The sequence below is a fragment of the Kitasatospora sp. cg17-2 genome, assembly GCF_054031055.1.
In genome coordinates, this window is the sequence record NZ_CM132923.1 from 3,749,842 (window position 1) to 3,762,004 (window position 12,163).

A 12,163-nucleotide genomic window follows, 5' to 3' on the forward strand; every position below is an offset into this window, starting at 1 on the left:
ATTCATCCCATCGGGGTGACTCCGGCAGGGGCCGGGGCGCCGGGCCGGACGCCGGGCCGGCGGCCCCCGCGCCGGGGGCCGCCCGCCGGTTCAGCGCCGGTAGGCGGCGACGGTGACGGAGGCCGTGACCGCGACCGGGTCGGGCAGTGCGGCGAGCCGCTCCGCGAGCCGGGCCGGGTCGGTGTGCCAGGCGCTCGGCCCCATGCCGACCACGGTCCGCACGTCCTCGGCGGACAGCCGCATGGTGAACTCGACCTCGCGCCGACCGGCGGGCGTCAGGTAGGGCCCGAGCTTCTCGTCGATGCGTCGCTGCTTCTCCTCGTCGACCGACAACAGGCCGAGGGTGTCGACGAGTTCGCGCAGGTGCCGGGAGGTGGGCGAGACCAGCAGCAGGGTGCCGCCGGGCCGCAGCACGCGGCGGATCTCGGGTCCGTTGCGCGGGGCGAACACATTGAGGACGAGTCCGGCGGAGGCGTCCAGCAGGGGCAGCGGCCGCCAGGCGTCGCAGACCACGGCGCCGATCCGGGGGTGGGCCCTGGCGGCGCGGCGCAGCGCGTACTTGGAGATGTCGAGGGCGGCGCCGGGCCGGCCGGGCAGGGCGTCCAGGACGTGGGCGAGGTAGTGGCCGGTGCCGGCGCCGAGGTCGGCGACCAGCCCCCCGGGGCCGTCACCGCCGTCGGAGGCCTCGGCCTCGGCGACGGCCTCGACGGCGGCCGCCGCGAGCGCGTCGGCGATCGGCCGGTAGTGGCCGGCGGCGAGGAAGTCGTCCCGGGCGGCGACCATGTCGGCGGTGTCCCCGGTGCCGGTGTGGGCGTCGCCCGCGAGCAGGCTGACGTAGCCCTGCTTGGCGAGGTCGTGGCTGTGCCCGCCGGGGCAGCGCAGGGTGCGCCCGTCGAGGGTGAGCGGCCGCGCGCAGTGCGGGCAGGCCAGGTAGGGCTCGATGTCCTGCAGCAAGGGTCCGTCTTCTCTCGCGGCCCGGTCGTGTGCTCGGGCCGGGAGTGCCAGCCTAACCAGCGGCGGGGCGCGGTCCCGCATCCGCCGGCGCGGGCGTCGTGGCGCCGCTGCCCACGCCGGGGCCGGTGCCGTCCGCCCGCGGGCGCGGGACCCCGGACGCCGCCCCGCCGACGCGCAGGGCGAGCGCGGCGAGCGCCTCGGGCGCCCCGGCCTGCCCCCGGATGCCCGGGAAGGCGTTGACGTCGACGACGACCGGTTCGCCCGGCCCGTCCAGCAGGTCGACGCCGTAGACGTCGAGGCCGAACACCTCACCGGCCCGCAGCGCCACGGCGGCCCGCTCGGCGGACAGCTCGGCGGGGCCGAACCCGCCGCCCCCGTCGGGGAGTTCGGCGTGCTCGGGGCCGGCGAGCTCGGAGCGGCGGCGGGCGCAGAACAGCTGCCCGGCGACGACCCACAGCTTCTGGTCCCAGCCGGTGCTCGGCAGGTAGGGCTGGGCGACGACGGGCTCGTCCGGCCATTCCTCGGCGAGGGCGCGCAGCCGGGCCGGATCGTCGACGCGGGCGACGAGGTCGTGGCGGCGGCTGTGCCGGCTCTTGACGACGATCGGCAGCAGGAGGTCCCCGGCCTCGACCGCCGCGAGCAGTTCGGCGGGGTCGGCGGCGGCGCGGGTGGGCGCGAACGGCAGTCCGGCCCGCCGGGCGAGTTCGGCCATGGCCAGCCGGTCCTGGCAGAGCTCGGTGGCGGCGACCGGGTTGACGACGGGCACGCCGTGCTCCTCCAGCCGCCGGGCGAGGGCGAGCGCCGCCGGGGTGTGCGCCTTGAGCAGGTAGACGTCCGCGGGCGGGTCGAACGGCCCGGCCTGCCCGTCCGGACCTGGCTGCCCTGCCTGCCCGTCCGGACCGGCCGTCGGGTCGAGGGCCTCGACGCGGTGGCCGCGCGCGGTCAGCAGCGCGGTGGTCGCGGCGAGCACCGGGTGGTCCGGGGAGGAGGTGATCAGACCGATCCTCATATCGCGCCGCCGACCGGCGCGGCCCCGACGCCACCGATGCCGACACCGCCGACGCCACCGACCGCGACACCGCCGCCACCGAGTCCGCCGCCGAGTCCGCTCGCGACACCGGCCCCGACCGCCGCTCCGCCGCCCTGCGCGGGCATCCGGACCGCCCCGGCCCCCAGGCCGACCGTCTCCAGCCCCGAGGCGTCGAGCGCCACCGCGGGGGCCGTGACCGCCGTCCCGGTGCGGGCCAGCCGCAGCACCGCCCGCGCCACCCGCGCGACCGCGTCCGGCACCTGCCGGAAGCTCGGGAAGTCGTTGATGTCGACGACGACGGGACCGTCCGGCCCGAGCAGCACGTCGACGCCGTAGAGGTCGAGCCCGAACACCTCGCCGACCTGCGCGGCGATCCGCGCGACCTCGGCGGGCAGCGGCACCTGCCGCTCCCGCACCCCCTGGTCGGGGTTGAGCGGCGAGCACCGCTCGGTCGCGTACAGCTCGCCGTCGACGCAGTACACCTTGAGGTCGGTGCCGGAGTTGGGCACGTAGGGCTGGGCGATCAGCAGGCCCTCGCCGGCCAGCAGGGGGCCGAGCTCGGCGAGGTGCCCGGGGTCGCGGACGAGCCGCACGGCCCGTCCGGAGCTGCCGTCGGCGGGCTTGACGACCAGCGGGTACTCGGCCGCGGGGATCTCCGCCAGCCGTTCCCACCGGGCGGCCGCGTAGGTGACCGGGACGGGCAGCCCCCGGGTGCGGGCGATCACGGAGGCGAGGGCCTTGTCGCGGACGCCGCGGATGGACCGGACGTCGTTGACGGTGGTGAGGCCGACGGCGGCGGCCGCCTCCAGCAGGGTGAGGCCCGGTCCGCCGGAGACGGTCTTGAGCACCCAGGCGTCGTGGCTGCCGGCCCGGACCGCCTCGGAGATCGCCATCAGCGAGTCGCCGGGGCGCAGCACGTCCACCCGGTGCCCCCACGCCGTGAGTTGGCGTACGACGTCGAGCGGCATTCCGTCGTGCCGGTAGTGCTCCTCCACCAGAAAGCAGAGCCTCATGAGCCAGTCATCCCCCTCGCTTCGCCCAGCGCGGACGTCCGCCGTTCACGTCCGGCAGAGCTGTAAAAGCCCCAGGATGCCACGCGCCCCTCACGCAAGATCGCCCGGCCTGTAAGCGTTGGGCAACAATCGCGGTGAAATGCCCGGGCCGAACGGCCGCCGGGCCGCCCCGCGGGTCACGTCGGCGCGGCCCCAGGCAGGGCCGGACGGGGCGTCCGGAAATTCCCGGCGGGAACGCGGCGGGCCTGCTTTGATGCACGGCGTGACCTCCCACGATCCCGCATCCACCGCCCCGACCGCCCCCGACGCCACCGCCCCGGCGCAGCCCGACCCGGTCCTGCTCGAAGCGATCGAGCGCTACTACGACGCAGTGCCGCGCGGTTCCGCCCGGGTCGAGGACTTCGGCCCGCTCAGTCTGTTCGTCGCGGAGGGCACCGGCTGGCCGTACTACGCCCGGCCGGCGCTGGGCCACGAGGGTCCGGCCGCCACCGCGGCGGACGTCCGCCGGGTGCGGGCGCGCCAGCGCGAGCTGGGACTGCCGGAGGCCTTCGAGTGGGTGGCGGAGCACGACCCGCTGCTGCGCGCCGCCGTGGAGGAGGCGGGGCTGACCGTGCACGAGCACCCGCTGCTGGTGCTCGGCCCGCAGGACGGGCACCCGGACGGCCACGGGGGCACCTCCGGACCGGACGGCGTGTCGGTGCGGGTGCTGGCCGCCGACGATCCGGCCCTCGCCGAGGCGCTGGCCGTTCCGCACCTGGCGTTCGGCGAGCCGGGTACCGGTGTCGGCAACGCGGGTCCGGCCGAACTCGCCGCGCGGGCCGAGGCGTTGAGGGCCGACGGGAGCGCGGAGCGGCTCGCCGGCCGGATCACCGCCGGGAGGACGGCGCTCGCGGCGGCGTTCGGGGACGGCACGGCGCTCTGCGCGGGCCAGCACAACCCGGTCGGCGAGGTCACCGAGGTGGCCGGGGTGGGCACCCTCCCCTCCGCCCGGCGGCGGGGCCTCGCGCAGGCGGTCACCGCGGCCCTGGTCGCCCACGCCCGGGCCGGCGGGGCGCGGACGGTGTTCCTGTCCGCCGCGGACGAGGACGTGGCCCGGATCTACCGCCGGGCCGGCTTCCGCTCCTTCGCGACGGCCCTGATCGCCGAACCGGGAGCCGAGCCCGGAGCCGGGCCGGACGCCACGGCGACCACCGGGGCCCACTGACCCCGCCCCGTCCGCCGGGACCCCCCGCTCACTCCGCGTCGTCGTCGTCCTCGCCGCTGACCTCCTCGTCCTCGGCCTCGTCCACCACCCAGGCGGCCAGCCGGTCCGCCACCCCGGAGACGGTCAGCCGCCCCTCGCGGATGGCCCGGGCGAGGCTGCGCACCTCACGGGCGGTGGTGGCCACCGTGCAGCCGCTGGCCACCAGGTAGGCGTAGGCGACGGCGGTGGCGAACAGCTCGTTGGTCTTCTCCAGCGCCGGCACCCGGATCAGCTGGTGCATGAGGGCGGCGGCGCGGTCCTGCGGCTCGGGGTAGACGGCGATGTCGAAGATCTCGGCCTGGTGCCGGGCGACGGCTGCGAGCAGCGATCCGTAGTCGGTGACCTGCGGGTCACCGGGCGTGTACTGCTCGGCGGTCATGAGCAGCCACGAGAGGTCGACCTCCAGTTTCAACGACGCACGTCCTGGAGGTCGGCCTCGCCCCGCTGCTCGCCGAACTCGGCCAGGAAGGCCGTCTCGTACTCCTTCATGAACTGCGCGGCCGCGTCGACGAACACCCGCCCCGCCTCGCCCATGTCCTGCTGGACCAGGCGTTCGATGTACTGGTTCATGCTGATCCCCTGCTGCTCCGCCCGCTCCCGGGCCATCTCCGCGGTGGTGGCGTCCACCCGGACGTTCAGCTGCTTCTTACCCATGCTTTCAAGCTAGCGCCGAAGTGCTAGCACAACAAGGGCTCGCACGTCCCGCCGCACGCCCCGCCGGCGCACACCCGCGCGCCCCACCGGCACACCCGCCGTACGCCCCTACCGACTACCCGCTCCCCCGCCGTCCGACGCGCCCGGGCCCACCGGGAGTGAGACTTGAAGAGTTCTTCACGTTCGGAGACTCTGAAGTGCCCTGAGCATTCCCTGGAGCGGCACCGACCGGTTGTGGAGGCCGGCAATGACAGCCATGTTCGACCAGGAGCTGCGCGAGCAGCTCGACCAGGCCCGCAAGGAACTCGCGGCCGCCCGGGCCGAGGGGGACGCCGACGGCGTCCAGGCGTACGAGGGCCGGATCGCCGGGCTGCTGCGGCTCGCCGCCCAGCACGGCGTCGACCTGCCGCACGACGCCCGGGAAGAGGAGCACAACCTGCCCTGAGCCGCCGCACCGGCCCACGAGACGACGGAGGCGGTACCCGCGCGAACGCCGGGTACCGCCTCCGTCCTGTCCTGCCCTGTCCTGCCCGTGCCCGGCCGCCGGCCGGGCCCGCGGCTACGCGCCCGCGACCGGCTCCAGGATCGCCACGCACTCGAAGTGGTGCGTCATCGGGAACAGGTCGAACGCCCGCAGCGACACCGGACGGTAGCCGCCCTCGCGGAAGAACCCGAGGTCCCGGGCCAGCGCCGCCGGGTCGCACGCCACGTACGCGATCCGGCGGGCGCCGAGACCGGCCAGGTGCGCGACGGTCTCCCGCCCGGCCCCCGCACGCGGCGGGTCGAGCACGATGAGGTCGGTAGCGGTGATGCCGGTGCGCGGCAGCAGCGCCTCCACCCGGTCGCACTCGATCCGGACGTTCTCCAGCGCGGCCAGGTTGTGCCGGGCGTCGGCCACGGCCTGCTTGCCGGACTCGATGCCGAGCACCGCGCCGTCCTCGCCGACCCGGTCGGCCAGCGCGCCCGCGAACAGGCCCACGCCGCAGTACAGGTCGAGCGCGTTCTCGCCCCACTGCGGGTCCAGACCGTCCAGGACGGCGTCGACCAGCGTGTCCGGGGCCTCGGGGTGGATCTGCCAGAAGCCGCCGTCGCTGACCCGCCAGGTCCGCCCGGCGGCGCGCTCGCGGACGAAGTTGCGGCCGTGCACCCGGTGGATGTCGCCCTGGTCGTCGATGCGGCTGATGGAGACCGGCCGGTCCAGCTCGACCAGCGGCAGCTGGGCGCCCGGGGCCGGGGTGAGCACCACCTGGCGGTCGGAGGAGCCGGCGGCGGCGATGACCTCGACCGTGGCGACGCCCGGCCAGTCGTGCGCCTCCACGCCCAGCTCGGTGACGCCCTCGGCGGCGATCAGGCAGCGGTCGATCGGCTGGATGTCGTGCGAGCGGTGCTTGCGCAGCCCGACCTTGCCGGTGCCCGGGTCGACGGCGTACTGGACCCGGCTGCGCCAGGTCGGCACCTGCCCGGCCGGCAGCTTGTCGCCGACCGGCTCGACGCTGCCGTCCCAGCCGGCCTCGGCCGGGGTCAGGCCCGCCAGCTTGGCCAGCTGCTCGGTCAGCACCTGCACCTTGAGCTTGCGCTGGCCGCCCGGCGTCACGTGCTGCCAGTCGCAGCCGCCGCACTTGCCGGGCCCGGAGAACGGGCACGGCGGGGCGATCCGCTCCTTGGCGGGCTCCAGCACCTCGACCGCGTCGGCGCGCAGGAAGCGCGAGGAGGAGGTGCCCTCGGTGACCTGGGCGATCACCTTCTCGCCCGGCAGCGTGTGCCGGACGAACAGCACCCGGCCCTCGTGCCGGGCCACGCAGTGCCCGCCGCCGTGGGCGACCGGACCGACCTCGACCTCGTAGCGCTCGCCGATCAGCGAGTCACCGGCCGGCACCCTGGGCGCCGACTCGGCGCGGGGCGCGCGGACGCTGGAGCGCAGCGCGCGGGGCGGGCGCACGGCCTGCTTGCGCGGGCGCGCGCCGTCCTTCGACCCGTCGCCCTGCTGCCCCTGCTGCCCCTGCTGACCCGAACGACGGCCGTCACGCTCGCCGCGCGGCGCACGCTCGGTACGCCCGGCGCCCCCGGACCGCTCGGCCTTCTTCGGCCGGTCGGTGCGCTCGGCACGCTCAGGACGCTCAGCGCGCTCCGGGGCGCGCTCCGGAGCGCGCTCCTCCGGCGCGAGCGGCGCCGTCCGCGCGGTGAAGCCGTCGCGGTCGGTCGCCTCCGGCCGCTGCGGCTTGCCCCAGCGGGGCCGGGCGACCTGCCCCGGCTTGCCGGACGAACCGCCCTTGCGGGCACCCTTGCCGGAGGAGCCGTTGGAACGAGACGGGGTGTTGCGGGTCACTGGGAGGAGTCCTTCTTGCCGCTGTCAGCCGACCCGGCGGGCTTCGCCGAGACTTCCGACTTTACGGCCTTCGGCGCCCGGGGCTCACCACGTCGCACCGCACCCGGCGCCGACCAGGCCTTCTGCGGCTTGCGCCGTTCGGACGACTCCAGCTGCCACGGCACCGAGGTCACCATCACTCCCGGCTTGAACAGCAGCCGGCCCTTCAGCCGCAGCGCGCTCTGGTTGTGCAGCAGGTGCTCGTACCAGTGGCCGACCACGTACTCCGGGATGTACACCGAGACCACGTCGCGCGGGCTGCTGCGGCGCAGGTTCTTCACGTAGTCCAGCACCGGCGCGGTGATCTCCCGGTACGGCGAGTCCAGGACCTTCAGCGGCACCTCGATGCCGCGCTCGTCCCACTCCGCGCGCAGCGCCGCGGTGTCCGCCGGATCGACGTTCACGGTCACCGCCTCCAGGGTGTGCGCCCGGGCGAGCCGCGCGTACGCCAGCGCGCGCAGCGCCGGCTTGTGCAGCTTGGACACCAGGACGATGGCGTGCACCCGGGTGGGCAGCACCACGTCGTCCGGCTCCTCGGCGGCGACCAGCTCGGCCGACACCCGGTCGTAGTGCCGGCGGATCGCCTTCATCATCACGAACAGCACGACCATCGCCGCGATCGCGATCCAGGCGTGGCTGATCTTGGTGGCGAGCACCACGATCAGCACGGCCATGGTCATCACCAGGCCGAAGGTGTTGATCGCCCGGCTGCGCTGCATGTGGCGGCGCTTCGCCGGGTCGGTCTCGGTGCGCAGGTGCCTGGTCCAGTGCCGGATCATGCCGGACTGGCTCATGTTGAACGACACGAAGACGCCGACGATGTAGAGCTGGATCAGCCTGGTCGGGTCCGCGTCGAAGGCGATGATGAACAGGATCGCGGCCAGCGCCAGCAGGATGATGCCGTTGGAGAAGGCCAGCCGGTCGCCGCGGGTGTGCAGCTGGCGCGGCAGGTAGCGGTCCTGGGCCAGGATCGAGCCCAGCACCGGGAAGCCGTTGAACGCGGTGTTCGCGGCCAGCACCAGGATCAGGCCGGTCACGGCGGCGACGAAGTAGAAGCCCGGCGTGAAGTTCGAGAACACGGCCTCGCTGATCTGCGCCAGCGCGGTCTTCTGGTGGTAGTCGCCGGGCACGCCGACCAGCTGCTCCGCGGGCTGCTCGGCCATCTGGACGCCGGTCAGCCGGGCCAGCCAGATGATGCCCATGAACATCACGACCGCGATGCTCGCCATCATCAGCAGGGTGGTCGCCGCGTTCTTGCTCTTCGGCTTGCGGAACGCGGGCACGCCGTTGGAGATCGCCTCCACGCCGGTCAGCGCCGCACAGCCCGAGGAGAACGCCTTGAGCAGCAGGAACACCATCGCGAAGCCCGCCAGCGACTCGTTCCCGGGGGTCGCCTGCAGATGGAAGCCGGCGCTCTCGGCGGGCATGTCCTGCCCCAGGCCGAAGTGCCGGACCACGCCGTACACCACCATGCCGAGCACGCCGACCATGAAGGCGTAGGTCGGGACGGCGAAGGCCGAACCGGACTCCCGGACGCCGCGCAGGTTCATGCCCATCAGCACGATGACCACGACGACCGACAGGGTCAGCTCGTGGCCGCGCAGTGCCGGCACCGCCGACACCACGTTGGCCACGCCGGAGGTGGTGGAGACCGCGACGGTGAGGATGTAGTCGACCATCAGCGCGCTCGCGACCACCAGGCCGGAGTTGGGGCCGTGGTTCACGGTGGCGACCTCGTAGTCGCCGCCGCCGCTCGGGTAGGCATGCACGTTCTGCCGGTAGGAGGCCACCACGGCGAGCATGACGATGGCGACGACGACGCCGATCTGCCACGAGAAGTGGATGGCCGAGGCACCCGCCAGGGAGAGTGTCAGCAGGATCTCCTCGGGCGCGTACGCGACCGAGGAGAGCGCGTCCGAGGCGAAGACGGGCAGCGCGATGCGCTTGGGGAGCAGAGTCTCCCCCAGCTTGTCGCTGCGCAACGCACGCCCGATCAGGATGCGTTTCGGTAGGTCAGTCGGCATAGGCACGTTAAGGAATCGTAGGGGTAGTCGACGCCGGGGTCCGAAGGGCCACCCCCTTGCCGCCCGTCGGGGTGCCCCTTCGTCGCGACTGTGTTCGGTGGACCGGCTAGCGTGTCGGATACGAGCAGGGCGGCAACACTCAGGTTGTCGTACCTAGCCCCACGAGGACGCCCGCCCCGGACACCGGAGCGGGGAAACGGAGATTGAGCGGTGTTTGCGCAGGTCATGGCCCCAACGGGACGGGTGAGGTAGCGCCGGTGCACATCGTCATCATGGGCTGCGGCCGGGTGGGCTCCGCGCTCGCCCGCGCACTGGAGAAACAGGGCCACTCGGTGGCCGTGGTCGACCAGGACCCGACGTCGTTCCGCCGGCTGGGTGCCGGGTTCAACGGACGCCGGGTGACCGGGGTCGGCTTCGACCAGGACACCCTGAAGGAGGCGGGGATCGAGGAGGCCGGCGCGTTCGCCGCCGTCTCCAGCGGTGACAACTCCAACATCATCGCCGCCCGGGTGGCCCGCGAGAACTTCGGTGTGGAGAACGTCGCGGCCCGGATCTACGACCCCCGTCGCGCCGAGGTCTACCAGCGCCTGGGCATCCCGACCGTCGCCACGGTCCGCTGGACTGCGGACCAGATGCTGCGCCGGCTGCTGCCGAGCGGCTCCGAGCCGCTCTGGCAGGACCCGAGCGGCGCCGTCCAGCTCGCCGAGGTCGCCTACAACCCCGAGTGGGTCGGCCACCGACTGAGCGAGCTGGAGGAGGCCTCCGGCACCCGGGTCGCGTTCCTCACCCGGCTCGGCGAGGGCGTGCTGCCCTCGTCCCAGATGGTGGTTCAGGAGGGCGACCTGGTGCACGTGATGCTGCGCCGCGCCGACCTGACGACGGTCGAGGCCGCGTTCGCGCGGGGCCCGGAGCAGGAGGGCCACTGATGCGCGTAGCCATTGCCGGAGCCGGAGCCGTCGGCCGCTCGATCGCGGGCGAGCTGCTGGAGAACGGCCACGAGGTCCTGCTGATCGACAAGAACCCGAACTCCATCTCGGTGGAGCGGGTGCCCATGGCGGAGTGGCTGCTGGCCGACGCCTGCGAGATCACCTCGCTCGACGAGGCCGCGCTGCAGCGCTGCCACGTGGTGATCGCCGCGACCGGCGACGACAAGGTCAACCTGGTCGTCTCGCTGCTCGCGAAGACCGAGTACGGGGTGCCCCGGGTGGTCGCCCGGGTCAACAACCCGAAGAACGAGTGGCTCTTCAACGAGTCCTGGGGCGTGGACGTCGCCGTCTCCACCCCGCGCCTGATGTCCGCCCTGGTCGAGGAGGCCGTCAGCGTCGGCGACCTGGTCCGGCTGATGCGCTTCAGCCAGGGCAACGCCAACCTGGTCGAGCTGACCCTCGCCTCCGACACCGAGCTGGTCGGCACCCGGGTCGGCGACGTCGCCTGGCCGCAGGACACCGCCCTGGTGACGATCATCCGCGAGGGCCGGGTCCTGGTGCCGGGCAAGGACGACACCCTGGAGGGCGGCGACGAGCTGCTCTTCGTGGCCGCCCAGGAGCGCGAGGAGGAGCTGGAGGACCTGCTCTCCAGCTCCCCGAACGCCCAGTAGCGGCGCCGTACGGGAACGCCGGGGGCCCGCACTCGCGAAGAGTGCGGGCCCCCGGCGTTCCCGCGGTGCGTGCCGGCCGGGTCAGTTCCCCCGGACCGGACCCCCCGCGGAGTGCTCGTGGCCGGGCTGCTCCTGCCCCGGCTCCGGCTCCTCGTCCAGCTGCGCCTTGATCGGCGGCGGCGCCTTCAGCAGGATCTGCCAGGTCACGTACATCGCCAGCAGCAGCGGCGGGATGCCCAGGGCGACCTTGAGCCAGCCCAGCAGGTTGACGTTGTGGGTGAAGTACAGCGGGAAGAGGATCAGCGGCTTGATGCCCATGATCACCACCCAGGCCCAGGTGGCCTTGGTGTAGGCGGCCAGCCGGCCCGGGTTCTCCTTGCGCCAGGTGAACATCTCGCCGGTCACCGGGCCGAGCATGATGCCGATCAGCGGCCAGCGGACCAGCGCCGACACGGCCAGGCCGACGCAGTAGCCGACGTTCCAGAGCAGACCGGGCAGGTAGAAGTTCTCCGCCTTGCCGGTCTTCATCGAGATCCAGGCACCGATCGCGACGCCGAACACCCCGCTGAAGGCGTGCTGGACGGTCTCCCGCTTCAGCAGCCGCGCCACCACGAACAGCGCGCTCAGGGCCAGCGCCGCCCAGGCGGCCGCCGGCACCTTGTGGGTGATGTTGTAGGTGACGATGAAGACCAGGCCGGGCAGGGTCATGTCGATCATGCCCCGGACCCCGCCGAAGGCCTTCATGACGGTGTCGGCGGCCTCCCGCGAGGCCTGCGCCTGCCGGGCGGCCTCCTCGGCGTCGATCTCCACCAGGCCGAGCTGGGCGGCGGAATCGCCGCCGGACTGCTTGCTCACGCTCATTCGCTCCCGTGTCCGACCGGACGCAGCTCGTAGCGGGGGTTGAACAGCACCCGCCGACCGCGCGCATGACTGATCCGGCCGCTGGCGACCAGACGACGCCCCGGCTCGATGCCCATGATGGAGCGGCGCCCGAGCCAGACCACGTCCAGCGCCTCGGTGCCGTCGAAGAGCTCCGCCTCCAGCGCCGGCACACCGGCCCTCGGGCGCAGCGTCACGGTGCGCAGGGTGCCCGCGACGGTGACCAGTTCCCGGTCCCCGCAGCTGGCGATCGGGGTACAGCCCGACTCCGCCGCGATCTCCTGCCGCAGCTCCTCGGCCTGGAGCTCCTCCGCGGAGGAGGTCAACCGGCTGAGCATGCGGCGGAAGCGCCCCTGCGGCTGGCCGCTGCTGTTGTCACCACTCATGCCGGAAGGGTACCGGTT

Annotated in this window: 13 protein-coding genes; 4 read left to right on the forward strand and 9 right to left on the reverse strand. The window is 73.8% G+C overall.

Features of this window, described 5'->3' with window-relative positions:
* Positions 1–90: 90 nt before the first annotated feature.
* From ACW14Y_RS15480 to ACW14Y_RS15490, 3 genes are read right to left on the reverse strand one after another with little or no spacing between them, the layout of a single operon-like run.
* Positions 91–954: a putative RNA methyltransferase gene (locus ACW14Y_RS15480; RefSeq protein ID WP_380305694.1), complete on the reverse strand. Its 864-nt coding sequence runs from the start codon at positions 952–954 to the stop codon at positions 91–93.
* 52 nt (positions 955–1,006) lie between these two features.
* Positions 1,007–1,963, reverse strand: coding sequence for an ATP-grasp domain-containing protein (locus tag ACW14Y_RS15485; RefSeq protein ID WP_456987201.1), 957 nt, complete (start codon positions 1,961–1,963; stop codon positions 1,007–1,009).
* Positions 1,960–2,997: an ATP-grasp domain-containing protein gene (locus ACW14Y_RS15490; RefSeq protein ID WP_380305690.1), complete on the reverse strand. Its 1,038-nt coding sequence runs from the start codon at positions 2,995–2,997 to the stop codon at positions 1,960–1,962. Before ACW14Y_RS15490 ends, ACW14Y_RS15485 begins: the two co-directional genes overlap by 4 nt.
* 337 nt (positions 2,998–3,334) lie before the next feature.
* Here ACW14Y_RS15490 and ACW14Y_RS15495 point away from each other — a divergent pair, with 337 nt between their 5' ends.
* Positions 3,335–4,201: a GNAT family N-acetyltransferase gene (locus tag ACW14Y_RS15495; protein ID WP_456988172.1), complete on the forward strand. Its 867-nt coding sequence runs from the start codon at positions 3,335–3,337 to the stop codon at positions 4,199–4,201.
* 28 nt (positions 4,202–4,229) lie between these two features.
* Here the strand turns inward: ACW14Y_RS15495 and ACW14Y_RS15500 are convergent, their stop codons facing one another.
* Together ACW14Y_RS15500 and ACW14Y_RS15505 are read right to left on the reverse strand one after the other, a co-directional pair.
* On the reverse strand, positions 4,230–4,652 hold the full coding sequence (locus ACW14Y_RS15500; protein WP_037782157.1) for a hypothetical protein: 423 nt from the start codon (positions 4,650–4,652) through the stop codon (positions 4,230–4,232).
* The gene (locus ACW14Y_RS15505) at positions 4,649–4,894 is read right to left on the reverse strand and encodes a toxin-antitoxin system HicB family antitoxin (protein WP_030397363.1); all 246 of its coding nucleotides are present in this window, start codon (positions 4,892–4,894) and stop codon (positions 4,649–4,651) included. Before ACW14Y_RS15505 ends, ACW14Y_RS15500 begins: the two co-directional genes overlap by 4 nt.
* Positions 4,895–5,141: 247 nt before the next feature.
* Here ACW14Y_RS15505 and ACW14Y_RS15510 point away from each other — a divergent pair, with 247 nt between their 5' ends.
* Positions 5,142–5,339, forward strand: coding sequence for a hypothetical protein (locus tag ACW14Y_RS15510; protein WP_149030414.1), 198 nt, complete (start codon positions 5,142–5,144; stop codon positions 5,337–5,339).
* A 114-nt stretch (positions 5,340–5,453) separates the two neighbouring features.
* Here the strand turns inward: ACW14Y_RS15510 and ACW14Y_RS15515 are convergent, their stop codons facing one another.
* Together ACW14Y_RS15515 and ACW14Y_RS15520 are read right to left on the reverse strand one after the other, a co-directional pair.
* Positions 5,454–6,770 (reverse strand): class I SAM-dependent RNA methyltransferase, encoded by a 1,317-nt coding sequence (locus ACW14Y_RS15515; protein ID WP_456988174.1) that lies wholly within the window; start codon positions 6,768–6,770, stop codon positions 5,454–5,456.
* A gap of 446 nt (positions 6,771–7,216) precedes the next feature.
* Positions 7,217–9,289, reverse strand: coding sequence for an APC family permease (locus ACW14Y_RS15520; protein ID WP_266269441.1), 2,073 nt, complete (start codon positions 9,287–9,289; stop codon positions 7,217–7,219).
* A 251-nt stretch (positions 9,290–9,540) separates the two neighbouring features.
* Here ACW14Y_RS15520 and ACW14Y_RS15525 point away from each other — a divergent pair, with 251 nt between their 5' ends.
* A complete protein-coding gene (locus tag ACW14Y_RS15525; protein WP_045942213.1) occupies positions 9,541–10,209 on the forward strand; it encodes a potassium channel family protein in 669 nt (222 codons plus the stop codon).
* Positions 10,209–10,880, forward strand: coding sequence for a potassium channel family protein (locus tag ACW14Y_RS15530; protein ID WP_266269443.1), 672 nt, complete (start codon positions 10,209–10,211; stop codon positions 10,878–10,880). The genes ACW14Y_RS15525 and ACW14Y_RS15530 overlap by 1 nt, the downstream gene beginning before the upstream one ends.
* An 81-nt stretch (positions 10,881–10,961) precedes the next feature.
* Here the strand turns inward: ACW14Y_RS15530 and ACW14Y_RS15535 are convergent, their stop codons facing one another.
* A complete protein-coding gene (locus tag ACW14Y_RS15535; protein ID WP_380312748.1) occupies positions 10,962–11,735 on the reverse strand; it encodes a DUF3159 domain-containing protein in 774 nt (257 codons plus the stop codon).
* Between the two features lie 2 nt (positions 11,736–11,737).
* Complete coding sequence (locus ACW14Y_RS15540) at positions 11,738–12,145, reverse strand: OB-fold nucleic acid binding domain-containing protein (protein WP_030397356.1); 408 nt, start codon at positions 12,143–12,145, stop codon at positions 11,738–11,740.
* Positions 12,146–12,163: the final 18 nt, after the last annotated feature.